This window comes from Pseudomonas sp. IT-P260 (assembly GCF_949768395.1).
Classification (GTDB): domain Bacteria; phylum Pseudomonadota; class Gammaproteobacteria; order Pseudomonadales; family Pseudomonadaceae; genus Aquipseudomonas; species Aquipseudomonas parakoreensis.
Genome location: NZ_CATKPO010000011.1, coordinates 547,141 through 563,925, shown reverse-complemented (window position 1 = coordinate 563,925; position 16,785 = coordinate 547,141). Strand labels below are relative to the sequence as shown.

20 protein-coding genes are annotated in these 16,785 nt (G+C 61.7%); 12 read left to right on the top strand and 8 right to left on the bottom strand.

Annotation, left to right across the window (positions count from 1 at the left end; all coding sequences use genetic code 11):
- Positions 1–7 precede the first annotated feature (7 nt).
- The 8 genes from ACM6HV_RS09470 (at position 8) to ACM6HV_RS09435 (ending at position 5,444) form a co-directional block, all read left to right on the top strand.
- Positions 8–598: a YggT family protein gene (locus ACM6HV_RS09470; protein WP_041063533.1), complete on the top strand. Its 591-nt coding sequence runs from the start codon at positions 8–10 to the stop codon at positions 596–598.
- Complete coding sequence (locus tag ACM6HV_RS09465) at positions 595–888, top strand: DUF167 domain-containing protein (RefSeq protein ID WP_108184094.1); 294 nt, start codon at positions 595–597, stop codon at positions 886–888. Before ACM6HV_RS09470 ends, ACM6HV_RS09465 begins: the two co-directional genes overlap by 4 nt.
- Positions 889–1,074: 186 nt before the next feature.
- The gene (gene metX / locus ACM6HV_RS09460) at positions 1,075–2,214 is read left to right on the top strand and encodes a homoserine O-succinyltransferase MetX (protein WP_103369352.1); all 1,140 of its coding nucleotides are present in this window, start codon (positions 1,075–1,077) and stop codon (positions 2,212–2,214) included.
- Positions 2,215–2,221: 7 nt separating this feature from the next.
- Positions 2,222–2,842, top strand: coding sequence for a methionine biosynthesis protein MetW (gene metW, locus ACM6HV_RS09455; protein WP_003229126.1), 621 nt, complete (start codon positions 2,222–2,224; stop codon positions 2,840–2,842).
- 26 nt (positions 2,843–2,868) lie between these two features.
- The gene (locus ACM6HV_RS09450) at positions 2,869–3,303 is read left to right on the top strand and encodes a DUF4426 domain-containing protein (protein ID WP_041063542.1); all 435 of its coding nucleotides are present in this window, start codon (positions 2,869–2,871) and stop codon (positions 3,301–3,303) included.
- Entirely contained in the window at positions 3,300–3,896 is a 597-nt protein-coding gene (gene rdgB / locus ACM6HV_RS09445) for an RdgB/HAM1 family non-canonical purine NTP pyrophosphatase (protein ID WP_041063545.1), read from the top strand. The genes ACM6HV_RS09450 and rdgB overlap by 4 nt, the downstream gene beginning before the upstream one ends.
- Positions 3,893–5,098 (top strand): radical SAM family heme chaperone HemW, encoded by a 1,206-nt coding sequence (hemW, locus tag ACM6HV_RS09440; protein ID WP_414904046.1) that lies wholly within the window; start codon positions 3,893–3,895, stop codon positions 5,096–5,098. Before rdgB ends, hemW begins: the two co-directional genes overlap by 4 nt.
- Before the next feature lie 22 nt (positions 5,099–5,120).
- On the top strand, positions 5,121–5,444 hold the full coding sequence (locus tag ACM6HV_RS09435; RefSeq protein WP_003229134.1) for a DUF3392 domain-containing protein: 324 nt from the start codon (positions 5,121–5,123) through the stop codon (positions 5,442–5,444).
- A 120-nt stretch (positions 5,445–5,564) separates the two neighbouring features.
- On the opposite strand, the gene trmB is transcribed toward ACM6HV_RS09435, so the two are convergent.
- The 4 genes from trmB to ACM6HV_RS09415 form a co-directional block, all read right to left on the bottom strand.
- The gene (trmB, locus tag ACM6HV_RS09430) at positions 5,565–6,290 is read right to left on the bottom strand and encodes a tRNA (guanosine(46)-N7)-methyltransferase TrmB (protein ID WP_064589653.1); all 726 of its coding nucleotides are present in this window, start codon (positions 6,288–6,290) and stop codon (positions 5,565–5,567) included.
- Positions 6,291–6,299: 9 nt separating this feature from the next.
- The gene (locus tag ACM6HV_RS09425; protein WP_007964131.1) at positions 6,300–7,094 is read right to left on the bottom strand and encodes a thiazole synthase; all 795 of its coding nucleotides are present in this window, start codon (positions 7,092–7,094) and stop codon (positions 6,300–6,302) included.
- A gap of 60 nt (positions 7,095–7,154) precedes the next feature.
- Positions 7,155–7,355 (bottom strand): sulfur carrier protein ThiS, encoded by a 201-nt coding sequence (thiS, locus tag ACM6HV_RS09420; RefSeq protein ID WP_167734067.1) that lies wholly within the window; start codon positions 7,353–7,355, stop codon positions 7,155–7,157.
- An 80-nt stretch (positions 7,356–7,435) separates the two neighbouring features.
- Complete coding sequence (locus ACM6HV_RS09415) at positions 7,436–7,807, bottom strand: DUF423 domain-containing protein (protein WP_003229144.1); 372 nt, start codon at positions 7,805–7,807, stop codon at positions 7,436–7,438.
- A 74-nt stretch (positions 7,808–7,881) separates the two neighbouring features.
- Between ACM6HV_RS09415 and mtgA the strand changes: the two genes are divergently transcribed.
- Positions 7,882–8,604 carry a monofunctional biosynthetic peptidoglycan transglycosylase gene (mtgA, locus tag ACM6HV_RS09410; RefSeq protein ID WP_150370157.1) on the top strand — a complete coding sequence of 241 codons (723 nt, stop codon included), beginning with the start codon at positions 7,882–7,884 and terminating at the stop codon, positions 8,602–8,604.
- 198 nt (positions 8,605–8,802) lie between these two features.
- On the opposite strand, the gene rpoH is transcribed toward mtgA, so the two are convergent.
- From rpoH to ftsY, 4 genes are all read right to left on the bottom strand, one after another.
- Positions 8,803–9,657, bottom strand: a complete 855-nt coding sequence (gene rpoH, locus ACM6HV_RS09405; protein ID WP_003229146.1) for an RNA polymerase sigma factor RpoH — start codon at positions 9,655–9,657, stop codon at positions 8,803–8,805.
- Positions 9,658–9,772: 115 nt separating this feature from the next.
- Positions 9,773–10,798 (bottom strand): permease-like cell division protein FtsX, encoded by a 1,026-nt coding sequence (gene ftsX, locus ACM6HV_RS09400; protein ID WP_007964135.1) that lies wholly within the window; start codon positions 10,796–10,798, stop codon positions 9,773–9,775.
- Positions 10,795–11,466: a cell division ATP-binding protein FtsE gene (gene ftsE, locus ACM6HV_RS09395; protein WP_003229148.1), complete on the bottom strand. Its 672-nt coding sequence runs from the start codon at positions 11,464–11,466 to the stop codon at positions 10,795–10,797. The genes ftsX and ftsE overlap by 4 nt, the downstream gene beginning before the upstream one ends.
- Complete coding sequence (gene ftsY, locus ACM6HV_RS09390) at positions 11,463–12,965, bottom strand: signal recognition particle-docking protein FtsY (protein ID WP_414904045.1); 1,503 nt, start codon at positions 12,963–12,965, stop codon at positions 11,463–11,465. Before ftsY ends, ftsE begins: the two co-directional genes overlap by 4 nt.
- Positions 12,966–13,309: 344 nt before the next feature.
- Between ftsY and ACM6HV_RS09385 the strand changes: the two genes are divergently transcribed.
- The 3 genes from ACM6HV_RS09385 to rsmD are packed head-to-tail and all read left to right on the top strand — an operon-like array spanning position 13,310 to position 16,756.
- The gene (locus ACM6HV_RS09385; RefSeq protein WP_414904044.1) at positions 13,310–14,665 is read left to right on the top strand and encodes a M16 family metallopeptidase; all 1,356 of its coding nucleotides are present in this window, start codon (positions 13,310–13,312) and stop codon (positions 14,663–14,665) included.
- Positions 14,658–16,145: a M16 family metallopeptidase gene (locus ACM6HV_RS09380; protein ID WP_414904043.1), complete on the top strand. Its 1,488-nt coding sequence runs from the start codon at positions 14,658–14,660 to the stop codon at positions 16,143–16,145. The genes ACM6HV_RS09385 and ACM6HV_RS09380 overlap by 8 nt, the downstream gene beginning before the upstream one ends.
- Positions 16,145–16,756, top strand: coding sequence for a 16S rRNA (guanine(966)-N(2))-methyltransferase RsmD (gene rsmD, locus ACM6HV_RS09375; protein WP_027610566.1), 612 nt, complete (start codon positions 16,145–16,147; stop codon positions 16,754–16,756). Before ACM6HV_RS09380 ends, rsmD begins: the two co-directional genes overlap by 1 nt.
- Positions 16,757–16,785: the final 29 nt, after the last annotated feature.

Here is a 16,785-nt window from a genome sequence, read left to right as displayed (position 1 = left end):
GCCTTACATGATTGGATTGAACACCGCAGCGGTTTACGTGCTGCAAACCCTCGGCAGCCTGTACCTGCTGATTGTGCTGCTGCGCTTCGTCCTGCAACTGGTGCGGGCGAATTTTTATAACCCGCTGTGCCAATTCGTGGTCAAGGCCACCCAGCCGCTGCTCAAGCCGCTGCGCCGGATCATCCCGAGCCTGTTCGGCCTGGATATGTCATCGCTGGTGCTGGCAATTCTGGTGCAACTGGCCTTGATGGCCCTGACCCTGCTGCTGACCTACGGCACCACCGGCAACCCGCTGCAGCTGTTCATCTGGTCGATCATCGGCGTGACCGCGCTGTTCCTGAAGATCTTCTTCTTCGCCCTGATCATCAGCGTGATCCTGTCGTGGGTCGCTCCGGGCAGCCACAACCCGGGCGCTGAACTGGTGAACCAGATCTGCGAGCCGGCGCTGGCACCGTTCCGCAAGATTCTGCCGAACCTCGGCGGTCTGGACCTGTCGCCGATCTTCGCCTTCCTCGCGCTGAAGCTGATCGACATGCTGGTGATCAACAACCTAGCGGCGATGACGATGATGCCGGAAATCCTGCGCCTGCTGATGTGAGCTGGTTTCGCTGGGACGGGGACGACTTGATCCTCGAATGTCATCTGCAACCGGCAGCCCGCAGCGATGATTTCGCCGGGCTGCACGGTGACCGCCTGAAGATCCGCCTCACCGCGCCGCCGGTCGAGGGCAAGGCCAATGCGTATCTGATGGGCTTTCTGGCCAAGGCGTTTGGGGTGTCCAAGAGCCAGGTCAGTTTGCTCAGCGGCGAGCTGAACCGGCAGAAACGGGTGAAGATCTGTGCGCCGAAGAAGCTGCCGGAGTTGCCTGATCTGGTGCGTCCGGTCTGATCCACCGAGTCGCCCCATTCGCGAGCAGGCTCGCTCCCACACTGGAATGCAATCCCCTGTGGGAGCGAGCCTGCTCGCGAATGGCCGCACCTCGGTCCAGAGCGAAGACATCTGAGCCCCAACGTTGCTTGCCGCTAACCCCCCCGGTCTTTAGACTTACGCCTCATTTCAACGAGAGCAGGGTCGATGCCAGCTGCCTTTCCCCCCGATTCTGTTGGTCTGGTGACGCCGCAAACGGCGCACTTCAGTGAACCTCTGGCCCTGGCCTGTGGCCGTTCGCTGCCCGCCTACGACCTGATCTACGAAACCTACGGCACGCTGAACGCACAGGCGAGCAACGCCGTGCTGATCTGCCACGCCCTGTCCGGGCATCACCATGCCGCCGGCTATCACAGCGCCGACGACCGCAAGCCCGGTTGGTGGGACAGTTGCATCGGCCCCGGCAAACCGATCGACACCAACAAGTTCTTCGTGGTCAGCCTGAACAATCTGGGCGGCTGCAACGGCTCCACCGGCCCGAGCAGTATCAACCCGGAGACCGGCAAGCCGTTCGGCGCCGATTTCCCGGTGCTCACCGTCGAAGACTGGGTGCACAGTCAGGCGCGTCTGGCGGACCTGCTCGGCATTCGTCAGTTCGCCGCCGTCATCGGCGGCAGCCTCGGCGGCATGCAGGCGTTGCAATGGACCATCACTTACCCGGATCGCGTGCGCCACTGCCTGGCCATCGCTTCGGCCCCCAAGCTGTCGGCGCAGAACATCGCCTTCAACGAAGTGGCGCGCCAGGCGATCCTCACCGACCCGGAGTTCCACGGTGGTTCGTTCCAGGAACAAGGTGTGATCCCCAAGCGCGGGCTGATGCTGGCGCGGATGGTCGGGCACATCACCTACCTGTCCGACGACTCGATGGGCGAAAAATTCGGCCGCGGCCTGAAGAGCGAAAAGCTCAACTACGACTTCCACAGCGTCGAGTTCCAGGTCGAGAGCTACCTGCGCTATCAGGGTGAAGAGTTTTCCGGGCGTTTCGACGCCAACACTTATCTGTTGATGACCAAGGCACTGGACTACTTCGATCCGGCGGCGAACTTCGACGATAACCTGGCGAAAACTTTCGAAAACGCCACCGCCAAGTTCTGCGTGATGTCGTTCACCACCGATTGGCGCTTCTCCCCGGCCCGCTCGCGGGAGCTGGTGGACGCGCTGATGGCGGCACGCAAAGACGTCAGCTATCTGGAAATCGATGCACCCCAGGGCCACGACGCCTTCCTGATTCCGATCCCGCGCTATTTGCAGGCGTTCGGCAATTACATGAACCGAATTACGGTGTGAACAAGCCATGAGAGCTGATCTGGAAATCATCCAGGAATGGATCCCCGCTGGCAGCCGCGTGCTCGACCTCGGTTGCGGCGACGGCGAGTTGCTGACTTGGCTGCGCGACAACAAGAACGTCACCGGTTATGGCCTGGAAAACGACGCCGACAATATCGCCGAGTGCGTGGCCAAGGGCATCAACGTCATCGAGCAGGACCTGGACAAAGGGCTGGGCAACTTCGCCAGCAACAGTTTCGACATCGTCGTCATGACCCAGGCCCTGCAAGCCGTGCATTACCCGGACAAGATCCTCGACGAGATGCTGCGGGTCGGTCGTCAGTGCATCATCACCTTCCCCAACTTCGGTCACTGGCGCTGCCGCTGGTATCTGGCAAGCAAGGGCCGGATGCCGGTGTCGGAATTTCTGCCGTACACCTGGTACAACACGCCGAACATTCACTTCTGCACCTTCGAAGACTTTGAAGAACTTTGCCGCGAACGTGATGCGAAGGTCATTGATCGGCTTGCCGTGGATCAACAGCACCGCCACGGGTGGGCCAGTAAGCTATGGCCTAATCTGTTAGGTGAGATTGGTATCTACCGCGTCAGCAGCCCGGTGCTTGCAGATCATCGGGTCGCGGTCTGAACCACGACATTTCGAGGAGAACGATCATGGGTCGCTTGATTACTGTGCTATTGGCCGCCTGCCTGAGTCTGTCGGCGGTGGCCGCCGATGCCATCAAGGGCGAACGCAAGGAAGTGTTCGGTGACGTTACCGTGCACTACAACACCTTCAACTCGACCTTCCTGACACCCGAGATCGCCAAGGCAGCCGAGCTGATCCGCAGCAAGAACCAGGGCGTGATCAACGTCTCGGTGATCAAGGACGGCAAACCGCTGATCGCCAACGTCACTGGCACGATCAAAGACCTGACCAGCCAGAGCGTGCCGCTGAACTTCCGCCAGGTCACCGAACAGGGCGCGATCTACTACATCGCCCAGTACCCGGTGGAGCAGCAGGAAACCCGCACCTTTGAAATCAAGGTGCAGAACGGCGACAAGATCAACACCATCAACTTCAACCAAGAACTCTTTCCCGGCGAATGATGAACCTCACGCAACTCGTACTGGCCAGCCATAACGCCGGCAAACTCAAGGAACTCCAGGCCATGCTCGGCGACTCGGTGCAACTGCGCTCGATCGGCGAATGGAGCAAGGTCGAACCGGAGGAAACCGGTCTGTCGTTCGTCGAGAACGCGATCCTCAAGGCGCGCAATGCCGCGCGCATCTCCGGCCTGCCGGCGCTGGCCGACGATTCCGGTCTGGCGGTGGATTTCCTCGGCGGCGCGCCAGGCATCTACTCGGCGCGTTATGCCGATGGCAAAGGCGATGCGGCGAACAACGCCAAACTGCTCGACGCGCTTAAAGACGTGCCGCAAGCCGAGCGCGGTGCGCAGTTCGTCTGCGTGCTGGCACTGGTGCGGCATGCCGATGATCCGCTGCCGATCCTCTGCGAAGGCCTGTGGCACGGGCGCATCCTGACCGCCGCCAGCGGCGAGCACGGTTTCGGCTACGACCCGCTGTTCTGGGTGCCGGAGCGTGACGTGTCCAGCGCCGAACTGAGCCCGGCCGACAAGAACCAGATCAGCCACCGCGCCCGTGCAATGGATCTGCTGCGCCAGCGTCTGGGCCTGAAATGACCGACAGCCCCTCCGCGTCGTCGCTGATCATCGGCGGCGCCGCCTCTTCGCCTCGGGCGCCGCTGCCGACGCTGCCGCCTCTGGCGCTGTACATCCACATTCCGTGGTGTGTGCGCAAATGCCCGTATTGCGACTTCAACTCGCACACCGCCAGCCCGGTGCTGCCGGAAGAGGAATACGTCGACGCGTTGCTGGCTGACCTCGATCAGGACCTGCACGCGGTGTATGGCCGGGAGATCAGCTCGATCTTCTTCGGTGGCGGTACGCCGAGTCTGTTCAGCGCCGAAGCCCTCGGACGCTTGCTCAAAGGCGTCGAGCAGCGCATCCCGTTCGCCCACGACATCGAGATCACCCTGGAAGCCAATCCCGGCACCTTCGAGCAAGAGAAGTTCGTTGCGTATCGCAAGCTCGGGATCAATCGCCTGTCGATCGGCATTCAGAGCTTCCAGCAGCAGAAACTCGAAGCCCTCGGACGTATCCACAACGGCGACGAAGCAGTGCGCGCAGCGGGTATGGCGCGCCAGGCCGGGTTCGACAACTTCAACCTCGACTTGATGCACGGCTTGCCCGATCAGTCGCTGGACGATGCCTTGAGCGACCTGCGCCAGGCCATCGAACTGCAACCGACGCACATCTCCTGGTATCAGCTGACACTGGAGCCGAACACGGTGTTCTGGAACCAGCCGCCGGTGCTGCCGGAAGACGATACGCTGTGGGACATTCAGGAGGCCGGGCAAGCGCTGCTGGCCGCGCACGGTTACGCGCAATACGAGGTCTCGGCCTATGCCCAGCCCGGGCGTCCGGCGCGGCATAACCTCAATTACTGGAGTTTCGGCGACTTCATCGGCATCGGCGCCGGCGCTCACGGCAAACTCAGCCATCCGGACGGGCGCATCGTGCGCACCTGGAAGACGCGTTTGCCGAAGGACTATCTCAATCCGGCAAAAAACTTCCAGGCTGGCGAAAAAGCGCTGACCAACGACGAGATGCCATTCGAATTTCTGATGAACGCTTTGCGCCTGACCGCGGGCGTCGAATCGCGCCTGTATCCGGAGCGCACCGGCCTGCCGCTGGAAAGCCTCGCAGAAGACCGGGCAGCGGCAGAACAAAGTGGCCTGATGCAGGTCGAACCGTCACGTCTGGCGGCCACCGAGCGCGGACAGTTGTTCCTCAACGACTTGCTGCAACAATTTCTGAACTGATTTCAGTCCCAAGGGAAAACGCATGGATTTGATACTTGATCTGCTCGCCACCGTGTCCCGCTGGAGCCGCAGCAACCTCTCGGAAATCGCCCTGGCGCTGGTGGGCTGCCTGCTGGTGCTGTTCGGCGCCGACTTCAAAGGCTGGGTCGAACAACGCCTGGGCAGCATCGCCGGCGCCTTGCGCGTACCACTGATGGCCCTGCTCTGCGTGATCGGCAGCGGCGCCGCACTGATCTACGCCACGCCGTGGGTAGTCAAGGGCCTGAGCCAGTTCAACAACTACAGCCTGGCGCCGGTGTTGCTGGTGGTCCTGGTCCTGATCGGCGTCGTCGCTGATCGCCGCTGACCCCTTTCAGTACGCCCAAAACAACTGTAGGAGCTGCGGCACGCTGCGATCTTTTGATCTTCAAATCAAGATCAAAAGATCGCAGCGTGCCGCAGCTCCTACAGGAGTATTGCGCAGGACTCAGGACAGTTTTTCGAACTTAAGATCCCACACGCCATGCCCCAGACGTTCGCCGCGGCGTTCGAACTTGGTGATCGGCCGTTCGGCCGGGCGCGGTACGCATTTGCCGTCTTCGGCGAGGTTGCGGTAGCCCGGGGCGACGTTCATCACTTCCAGCATGTACTCGGCGTACGGCTCCCAGTCGGTGGCCATGTGCAGGATGCCGCCGACCTTCAGCTTGCTGCGCACCAGCTCGGCGAAGGACGCCTGAACGATGCGACGCTTGTGATGACGGCTCTTGTGCCATGGATCCGGGAAGAACAGCATCAGTCGATCGAGGCTGTTGTCGGCGATGCAGCGGTTGAGCACTTCGATCGCGTCGCAATCGTAGACCCGCAGGTTGGTCAGGCCCTGAGTCAGCACGCCGTTGAGCAGCGCGCCAACACCCGGACGGTGCACTTCTACACCGATGAAGTCCTGATCCGGCGCCGCCGCGGCCATTTCCAGCAACGAGTGGCCCATGCCGAAACCGATCTCCAGCGAGCGCGGCGCCGAACGGCCGAACACCTGATCGTAATCCACCGGCGCGTCGGCCAGCGGCAGCACGTACAGCGGCGCGCCCTGGTCCAGACCACGTTGCTGGCCTTCGGTCATGCGCCCGGCGCGCATCACGAAGCTCTTGATGCGGCGGTGTTGGCGCTCGTCGCCCTCTTCCGTCTGGATAGGCGTGTCGTTCGATTCAGTCATCAATAGCTCTTACTTGATCAGACCATCCAGCGGCGAAGAGGCGCTGGCATAGAGTTTTTTCGGCATGCGGCCGGCGAGGTAGGCCAGACGGCCCGCGACGATCGCGTGTTGCATGGCTTGGGCCATCATCACCGGTTGCTGGGCGTGGGCGATGGCCGAGTTCATCAGCACGGCGTCACAGCCCAGTTCCATGGCGATGGTGGCGTCGGAGGCGGTACCGACACCGGCATCCACCAGCACCGGAATTTTCGCTTCTTCGAGGATGATCTGCAGGTTATACGGGTTGCAGATCCCCAGACCGGAACCGATCAGACCGGCCAGCGGCATGACCGCGATGCAGCCGATTTCCGCCAGTTGCCGGGCGATGATCGGGTCATCACTGGTGTAAACCATCACGTCGAAGCCTTCCTTGACCAGCGTTTCCGCGGCCTTGAGGGTTTCGATCACGTTGGGGAACAAAGTTTTCTGGTCAGCCAGCACCTCCAGCTTCACCAGGTTGTGGCCGTCGAGCAGCTCACGGGCCAGGCGGCAGGTGCGCACGGCCTCGATAGCGTCGTAGCAACCGGCGGTGTTCGGCAGGAAGGTGTAGCGATCCGGCGACAGCACTTCGAGCAGGTTCGGCTCGCCTTCGATCTGGCCCAGGTTGGTACGGCGCACGGCGAAGGTGACGATCTCGGCACCCGAGGCTTCGATGGCCTGGCGGGTTTCTTCCATGTCACGGTACTTGCCGGTACCGACCAGCAAACGCGACTGGTAAGTACGACCGGCCAGAACGAAAGGCTTGTCGCTGCGAACGATGCTCATGGGGAATCCTCTTTAGGGGTGAGGGTCTTGCAGAATTCTATGCCCTTGCGGGCCTGGCGATCAGCCGCCGCCGATGGCGTGCACCACTTCGACGTTGTCGCCGTCGTTGAGGATGGTGTCGGCATGCTGGCTGCGCGGGACGATATCCAGATTGAGTTCGACTGCCACCCGCCGACCGGTCAGGTCCATACGGGCAATCAGGGCCGCAACGGTTTCACCGTCGGGCAGTTCAAGGGATTCGCCGTTCAACTGAATGCGCATGCGCCTGGCCGCCATCATTTTTAGGGGGTGGCATTCTAGCCCGATCATGACCTAAAGGTCAGCACCAAGCGTCAAGCGGTTCACTGCAGGCGCCAGGCGGCAAGCCCGAGGCACAGCCAGCCGACCAGAAACGCCAGGCCGCCGAACGGGGTAATGATGCCGAGCTTGCTGATGCCGGTGGTGGTCAGCACATACAGACTGCCGGAGAACAATAGAATGCCGACAGCGAACGAAATGCCGGCCCAGGTCACCAGCCGCCCCTGAATCTGCGTGGCCAGCAGCGCCACGCCGAACAACGCCAGGGTGTGCACCAGTTGATAAGTCACGCCAGTGTGGAAAATCGCCAGATACTCGGGGGTCAGGCGACTTTTCAGGCCATGCGCGGCGAAGGCGCCAAGGCCCACACCGGTAAAACCAAAGAAAGCGGCCAGCATCAGAAAGCCACGCAGCATGTGGAACTCCAGTCAGACTCGTTCGGCAGGGTCTGTATAATGGCCCGCTCCATCGGTTCGGCCAAGCCATCTCTATGCTGCGTTCACTTTTGCGTCGTCTCACGAAGGCCCTGCTCTGGTTCGCGGGCGGCAGTGTATTGCTGGTGTTGCTGTTTCGCTTCGTGCCGCCGCCGGGCACGGCGCTGATGGTCGAGCGCAAGGTTGAATCCTGGGTCGACGGCGAGCCGATTGACTTGCAGCGCACCTGGAAGCCGTGGGACGAGATCTCCGACGATCTGAAGGTCGCGGTCATGGCCGGCGAAGACCAGAAATTTCCCGAGCACTGGGGCTTTGACTTCGGCGCGATCCAGGCCGCATTGGCCCACAACGAATTGGGTGGTTCGATTCGCGGCGCCAGCACCCTGAGCCAGCAAGTGTCGAAAAACCTGTTTCTGTGGTCGGGGCGCAGCTATCTGCGCAAAGGCCTGGAAGCCTGGTTTACCGGACTGATCGAAGTGTTCTGGCCCAAGCAGCGGATTCTTGAGGTTTACCTGAACAGCGTCGAGTGGGATGACGGGGTGTTTGGTGCCGAAGCCGCAGCACGTCATCACTTTGGCGTGAGCGCCAAGTCACTGTCGCGTCAGCAGGCGAGTTATCTGGCGGCGGTGCTGCCTAACCCGCGCGTGTGGAGCGCCAGCCATCCGACAGCGTATGTGTCGCGCCGGGCCGGGTGGATTCGCCAGCAGATGAGTCAGTTGGGCGGGACCAGTTATTTGCTGGGGCTTGATGATTCGCGTCGGGCGCCTTGGGCGCAATAGCAGGCCACATTCATCCAAACCCTGAAAATCCCATGTGGGAGCGAGCCTGCTCGCGAAAGCGGTGTGCCAGCTTGCATTGATGTCACTGATAAACCGCATTCGCGAGCAGGCTCGCTCCCACAGGGATTTGTGTTGAAACAGAAATGAAAACGCCCCGATCATCACTGATCGGGGCGTTTTTTGTTGCCTGAGCGCCGGTTATGCGGCGATCGACAATTTGAGCTTGTTCATCGCGCTCTTCTCGAGCTGACGGATCCGCTCGGCCGATACGTTGTACTTCTGCGCCAGGTCGTGCAGCGTGGCTTTCTCTTCTGCCAGCCAGCGCTGGTAGAGGATGTCGCGGCTACGTTCGTCCAGCACTTCCAGCGCTTCGTGCAGGTTGTGGTTGGAGTTGTCGCTCCAGTCGGCATCTTCCAGTTGACGCGCCGGGTCGTACCGGTGGTCTTCCAGGTAGTTGGCCGGCGACTGGAAAGCACTGTCGTCATCGGCCTCCGCAGCCGGGTCGAAGGCCATGTCATGGCCGGTCAGGCGACTTTCCATCTCGCGCACTTCACGCGGTTCGACGCCGAGGCTTTCCGCCACACGGTGGACTTCCTCGTTGTTCAGCCATGCCAGACGCTTCTTCTGGCTGCGCAGGTTGAAGAACAGCTTGCGCTGGGCCTTGGTGGTCGCGACTTTCACAATGCGCCAGTTGCGCAGGATGAACTCGTGAATTTCCGCCTTGATCCAGTGCACGGCGAACGACACCAGACGCACACCCATTTCCGGGTTGAAGCGCTTTACAGCCTTCATCAGACCGACGTTGCCTTCCTGGATCAGGTCAGCCTGAGCCAGACCGTAGCCGGAATAGCTACGGGCGATGTGTACGACAAATCGCAGGTGGGCGAGCACCATCTGCCGAGCCGCCCCAAGATCCTGCTCATAGTAGAGACTCTCGGCCAGTTCACGCTCCTGCTCCGGCGTCAGCAATGGAATGCTGTTGACGGTGTGCACATAGGCTTCCAGGTTCGCACCCGGAACCAACGCGTACGCAGGTTGCAAAGAATTGGTCATGCGAAAAAACCTCCCACTTACATACTCGTGCCTCTCGGCACTGCGAAAAATTGACCGGGAATTCAAGTACAAGTTCCCAAAAAAACCGCAAGGTCAATCACGCGCAAAAAAGATTCTACTTCGGCGCCAGCTCCCTGAGATGACGTGCGACTGCAATCCATGCACCGATATAACCCAACAGCACCGCGCCAAGCAAGAGCGACAGACCGTCGGCAACTGGCACTCCGGCCAGCGCGAAATCACTGCCGTACAAGCCGGCCAGTCCAACCACCGCGTCGTTCAGCCAGTTCAGGCCGAACGCCAGCACACCCCAGGACAGAACACCTGCACCGAAGCCATACAACGCGCCCATATAAAGGAAGGGGCGACGTACATAGCTGTCAGTGCCGCCGACGAGTTTAATCACTTCTATCTCTGTGCGGCGGTTTTCAATATGAAGACGAATGGTATTGCCTATCACCAAAAGTAATGCAGACACCAACAGCACCGTCAGACCGAAGACAAAACGATCACCGAGCTTGAGGATGGCGGCCAGGCGCTCGACCCAGACTAGATCAAGTTGCGCCTGTTGTACCTTGGGCAGCTCGGAAAGTTTTTGTCTTAATGCTTCCAGGGTCGGCTTGTCGACCTCGTTCGGGGTCACCAGCACCACGCCCGGCAGCGGGTTCTCCGGCAGCTCGCGCAGGGCTTCGCCCAGACCGGACTGCTGCTGAAACTCTTCCAGCGCCTGATCACGACCGACATATTCGGCATCAGCGACGCCGGGCATGCCTTTGATCTGCTCGCGCAACGATTCACCCTGCGCGGGCGTGGCATCCAGCTGCAGGTACAGCGAAATCTGCGCCGCCCGCTGCCACGAACCGCCGAGACGCTCGACGTTGTTGATCAGCAGTGACAAGCCCATCGGCAGGCTCAGCGCCACGGCCATCACCATGCAGGTGAAGAAGCTGCCGATCGGCTGCTTGCCGAGGCGCCGCAGGCTGTCGAGCAGGCTGGCACGGTGACTTTCGATCCACGAACGCAACAGGGTGGAAAAGTCCGGGCCGTCGTCATCGTCGTGTTTTTTCTTCTTTGGCGGTTGCGGGTCGGCGGCTTTCGGGGCCACGCGCTCGGAAACCTTCGGACTGCGTGTCGCACTCATACGCCGGCCTCCCCGTCGCCGATCAGTCGGCCGCGTTGCAGGGTCAGCATGCGGTGGCGCATGCGCGCAATCAGGGCCAGGTCGTGGCTGGCGATCAGCACGCTGGTGCCCAGGCGGTTGATGTCTTCGAACACACCCATGATCTCGGCCGCCAGACGCGGGTCGAGGTTACCGGTCGGTTCGTCCGCCAGCAGCAGCGCCGGACGGTGGACGATGGCGCGGGCGATACCGACGCGCTGTTGCTGACCAGTGGACAGGTCGCCGGGGTACAGATCGGTTTTATCCGACAGCGCCACGCGCTCCAGCGCCGAATCGACGCGCTTGGCAATCTCGGCCTTGGACAGACCGAGAATCTGCAGCGGCAACGCGACGTTGTTGAACACCGTGCGATCGAACAGCAACTGGTGATTCTGGAACACCACGCCGATTTGCCGACGCAGGAACGGAATCTGCGCGTTACTGATGGTGCTCAGGTCCTGCCCGGCCAGCAGCAGTTTGCCGCTGGTCGGACGTTCCATCGCCAGCAACAGGCGCAACAGCGTGGACTTACCGGCACCGGAGTGACCGGTGACAAACAGAAACTCGCCACGACGGACTCGAAAGCTCAGCTCATGCAAGCCGACGTGACCGTTCGGGTAGCGTTTACCGACCTGTTCGAAACGAATCATGAACGCTCCCGCTCGGCAAACAGTGCCTGGACAAAGGGTTCGGCTTCAAAGGTACGCAGGTCGTCGATGCCTTCACCGACGCCGATGTAGCGGATCGGCAGACCAAACTGCTTGGCCAGGGCGAAAATCACCCCGCCCTTGGCGGTGCCGTCGAGCTTGGTCAGCGCCAGGCCGGTCAGTTCGACGGTCTGGTTGAATTGCTTGGCCTGGTTGATGGCGTTCTGGCCGGTGCCGGCGTCGAGCACCAGCAGCACTTCGTGCGGCGCGTCGGCATCAAGCTTGCCGATCACCCGGCGAACTTTCTTCAGTTCTTCCATCAGGTTGTCTTTGGTATGCAGACGACCGGCGGTGTCGGCGATCAGCACGTCAATGCCACGGGCCTTGGCGGCCTGCACGGCGTCGAAGATCACTGAAGCCGAGTCCGCGCCAGTGTGCTGGGCGATCACCGGGATCTTGTTGCGCTCGCCCCAGACCTGCAACTGCTCAACGGCAGCGGCGCGGAAGGTGTCACCGGCGGCGAGCATGACTTTCTTGCCTTCCAGCTGCAGCTTCTTCGCCAGCTTGCCGATGGTGGTGGTCTTGCCGGCGCCGTTGACGCCAACCACCAGAATCACGAACGGCTTGGTCTGAGAGGCGATTTTCAGCGGCTGTTCGACCGGTTTCAGCATCGCCGCCAGCTCGGCCTGCAGCGACTTGTACAGCGCGTCGGCATCGGCCAGCTCCTTGCGGGCGACCTTCTGAGTCAAGCGCTGGATGATCTGCGTAGTGGCTTCGACACCGACGTCGGCGGTCAGCAGACGCGTTTCCAGCTCATCGAGCAAATCGTCATCAATGGTTTTACGGCCGAGAAACAGGCTGGCCATGCCCTCGCCGATGCTGGCGCTGGTTTTCGACAGGCCTTGCTTGAGGCGGGCGAAAAAGCCGACTTTGGTTTCTTCGCTGCGCGGGGCTTCCACTGGCGTTTCAGCGACGACTTCTACCGGCACCACCGGAGCAGCGACGACCGGTGCAGGTGCAGGCTGCTGAACGACCGGCGCAACAGGGGCGACGAACACCGGGGCCACGGGTTCGGGAACAACCGGTGCCGGTTCGACAACCGGCTCAACCATTGGCGCCGGAGCGACTTCAGGGACGAACGCGGCAGGCGCCGGAATCGGCGGCGTCACATGCGGCGCCGCCTCTTCGACCAAGGCCACCGGCTCTTCGGCCACCGGCAAGGTCAGCCACGGCTCGGCCGCCGGGGTCAGTGGCAGCTCGGCCGCTACCGGGGTTTCAGGTTCTGGCTCGGGCTCGACCGGTTGCAGCACCGGCTCGGCAATCGGCAGCACAATCGGCGCCGGCTCTTCTTCTATGGCAGGCGCTGGCGTCGGAGCCGGTTCAGGAATCGCGGGCGGCTGTTCGACGACGGGTTCCTGCGGTTTCTTACGCAGCCATCCGAACAGGCTTTTCTTCTCGCCAGCCGCAGCTGGGGTCTTCTTGTCGTCGTTGGAACCAAACATGGAGGACGGCTATCTCACGGTAGCGACGCGCCATAAGGGCGCCCCGGCAAATAAATATTCGATGCAGAACAGACTGTGTTTCATCCAGCTTGTTCACGCGCAACATTTTGTCGAGGCGCCAGCGGCACCCCAAAGATTCGTATTAACGAAGGACTAAACCGGCAAAATCGGCGAAAAAGCGAAGTCTAGTCGATAAACCGCAGCTTTCTGCCGCCAACCTATACAACCGGATCAGGCCTGAAAACCTGATAGGCGTGGTCGCCGGTAAAACGGATCAGTATCCTAGCACCCTCTCGCCCGCCGACGCTAAGACCAAGCGGGCAGCCCAACAGGTTAAAAAACGAATGAATGCTCTAGCCCGCCGCGCTGCAGGCCTGCTGCTCAGCACAGTCTGTCTGCCCCTTTCGGCCCTGGCGGCCGACCCGCAACCGACCCACGAATTCACCCTCGACAATGGCCTGAAGGTCGTCGTGCGCGAAGACCATCGCGCGCCGGTGGTGGTGTCGCAGGTCTGGTACAAGGTCGGCTCCAGCTACGAAACTCCGGGCCAGACCGGTCTGTCCCACGCGCTCGAGCACATGATGTTCAAGGGCAGCGAGAAAGTCGGCCCCGGCGAAGCCTCTCTGATCCTGCGCGACCTGGGTGCCGAAGAAAACGCCTTCACCGGTGACGACTTCACCGCCTATTACCAGGTGCTGGCCCGCGACCGTCTGGGCGTAGCGTTTGAACTGGAAGCCGACCGCATGGCCAATCTGCGCCTGCCGGCGGACGAGTTCGCCAAGGAAATCGAAGTCATCAAGGAAGAGCGCCGCCTGCGCACCGATGACAAGCCGATGTCCAAAGCCTACGAGCGCTACAAGGCGATGGCTTACCCGGCCAGCGGCTACCACACGCCGACTATCGGCTGGATGGCGGACCTTGACCGGATGAAGGTTGAGGAGCTGCGCCACTGGTATCAATCCTGGTATGTGCCGAACAATGCCACGCTGGTGGTGGTCGGCGACGTCACCCCCGATGAAGTGAAAACCCTCGCCCAGCGCTACTTCGGACCGATTGCCAAGCGCGACGTACCGCCAGCGAAGAAACCGCTGGAACTGGCCGAGCCGGGTGAGCGCCAGATCACGCTGCATGTGCAGACCCAACTGCCCAGCCTGATGCTCGGTTTCAACGTGCCCAGCATTGCCACCGCTGAAGACAAACGCTCGGTCAACGCCCTGCGCCTGATCTCGGCGCTGCTCGACGGCGGCTACAGCGGGCGCATCCCGACGCAACTGGAGCGCGGCGAAGAGCTGGTTTCCGGCGGTTCGTCGAGCTACGACGCCTACACCCGTGGCGACAGCCTGTTCACTTTGTCGGCGACGCCGAACACGCAGAAGAACAAGACCATGGCGCAAGCTGAAGCCGGTCTGTGGAAACTGCTGGAACAGCTGAAAACCACCGCACCGTCCGCCGAAGAGCTGGAACGCGTGCGGGCACAGGTCATCGCCGGCCTGGTGTTCGAACGTGATTCGATCACCAGCCAGGCCACCGCCATCGGCCAACTGGAAACGGTCGGTCTGTCGTGGAAACTGATGGACACCGAACTCGCCGATCTGGAAAGCGTGACCCCGCAAGACATCCAGAACGCCGCCAAGCTGTATTTCACCCGCGAACGTCTCAGCGTCGCCCATGTCCTGCCACTGGAGACGACTCATGAGTGAGCGCAAATCCCCACGCCTGCTGCTCGGTTTGATCGCCATCGCCGTGATCGGCTCTGCCGCGTTCTATCTGATGCCCGGTGTCAAAACCGACGCCAGCGAAGCGCTGGACAACGCCAAGACCAGCCAGAAGCTGCAATCGCTGGCCGAACTCGACGGCAAGGCCCCGGCCAGCCGCAAGCTCGACGTGCAAACCTGGAACACCGCCGAAGGCGCCAAGGTGCTGTTCGTCGAAGCCCATGAGCTGCCGATGTTCGACATGCGCCTGATCTTCGCCGCCGGCAGCAGCCAGGACGGCAATGCGCCGGGCCTGGCAGTCCTGACCAATGCCATGCTCAACGAAGGTGTGGCGGGCAAGGACGTCGGCGCCATCGCCCAAGGCTTCGAAAGCCTCGGCGCGGATTTTGGCAACGGTGCCTACAAGGACATGGCGCTGGCTTCGCTGCGCAGTCTGAGTGCCGCCGAGCAACGTGAGCCGGCGTTGAAGCTGTTCTCCGAAGTGGTGGGCAAACCGACCTTCCCGAGCGACTCCTTCGCACGCATCAAGAACCAGATGCTCGCCGGTTTCGAATACCAGAAACAGAACCCCGGCAAACTCGCCAGCCTCGAGCTGATGAAGCGCTTGTACGGCGACCACCCGTATGCGCATTCCAGCGATGGCAACCCGCAGAGCGTGCCGAAGATCACTCTGGCGCAACTGCGTGAGTTCCACGCCAAGGCCTACGCGGCGGGCAACGTGGTGATAGCGCTGGTCGGTGACCTGTCTCGCGCCGAGGCGGAGGCGATTGCCAATCAGGTCTCCGGCGCCCTGCCGAAAGGCCCGGCGCTGGCGAAAATCGCCCAGCCGCAGGAACCGAAGGCCAGCGTCAATCACATCGAGTTCCCGTCCAAGCAAACCAACCTGCTGCTCGCACAGCTGGGCATCGACCGTGACGACCCGGATTACGCGGCGCTGTCGATGGGCAACCAGATCCTCGGTGGTGGCGGTTTCGGCACCCGGCTGATGAGCGAAGTGCGCGAGAAGCGCGGCCTGACCTACGGCGTGTATTCCGGCTTAAGCCCGATGCAGGCTCGCGGCCCGTTCATGATCAACCTGCAGACCCGCGCGGAAATGAGCGAAGGCACGCTGAAACTGGTGCAGGACGTGCTCGCCGATTACCTGAAGAGCGGCCCGACCCAGAAAGAACTCGACGACGCCAAACGCGAGCTGGCCGGCAGCTTCCCGCTGTCCACCGCAAGCAACGCCGATATCGTCGGCCAACTGGGCGCCATGGGCTTCTATAATCTGCCGCTGAGCTATCTGGATGACTTCATGCGTCAGTCCCAGAGCCTGACTGTCGAGCAGGTCAAAGACGCGATGAACAAACACCTGAGCACGGACAAACTGGTCATCGTCAGCGCTGGCCCGACCGTGCCGCAAAAGCCGTTACCGGCCCCATCTGATAAACCTGCCGAGCCACCGCTCGGGGTTCCGGAGCATTAATGGCTACTCGTCCTAAAAAACCTGCGCAGAACGTCCATAACGGTGTGAACCAGTTGCGCATCATCGGCGGCGAATGGCGCAGCCGCAAACTGAGCTTCCCCGATGCGCCGGGCCTGCGCCCGACGCCGGACCGCGTGCGCGAAACCCTGTTCAACTGGCTCGCGCCGTACGTCGCCGGGGCCAAGGTGCTGGATCCGTTCGCCGGCAGCGGCGCGCTGTTTCTTGAGGCCCTGTCGCGTGGCGCGGCCATGGGGCAGGCGCTGGATGCCAGCCACGTTGCCGTATCGAGCCTGAAGGAACACCTCGGCACCCTGCGCTGCACCAACGGCCAGGTGCAGACCGCCGACGCGCTGCGTTATCTGGAGACCCAGGTGGCCACGCCGTTCGATCTGGTATTTCTCGATCCGCCGTTCAACCAGAACCTGCTGCCAGCGGTCTGCACTTTGCTCGAAGAGCGCCAATGGCTGGCGCCGGATTCGTGGATCTACACTGAAAGCGAGACCGCGCCTTCGACGCTGGGCCTGCCGGGCAACTGGCGCCTGCACCGCGAGCAGAAATCCGGGCGGGTGTACTACGCGTTGTGGCAACGTATGGCAGAGATCGCCGGTTAACTGAAAGTTTGCGCTAAATCTGTGACGAG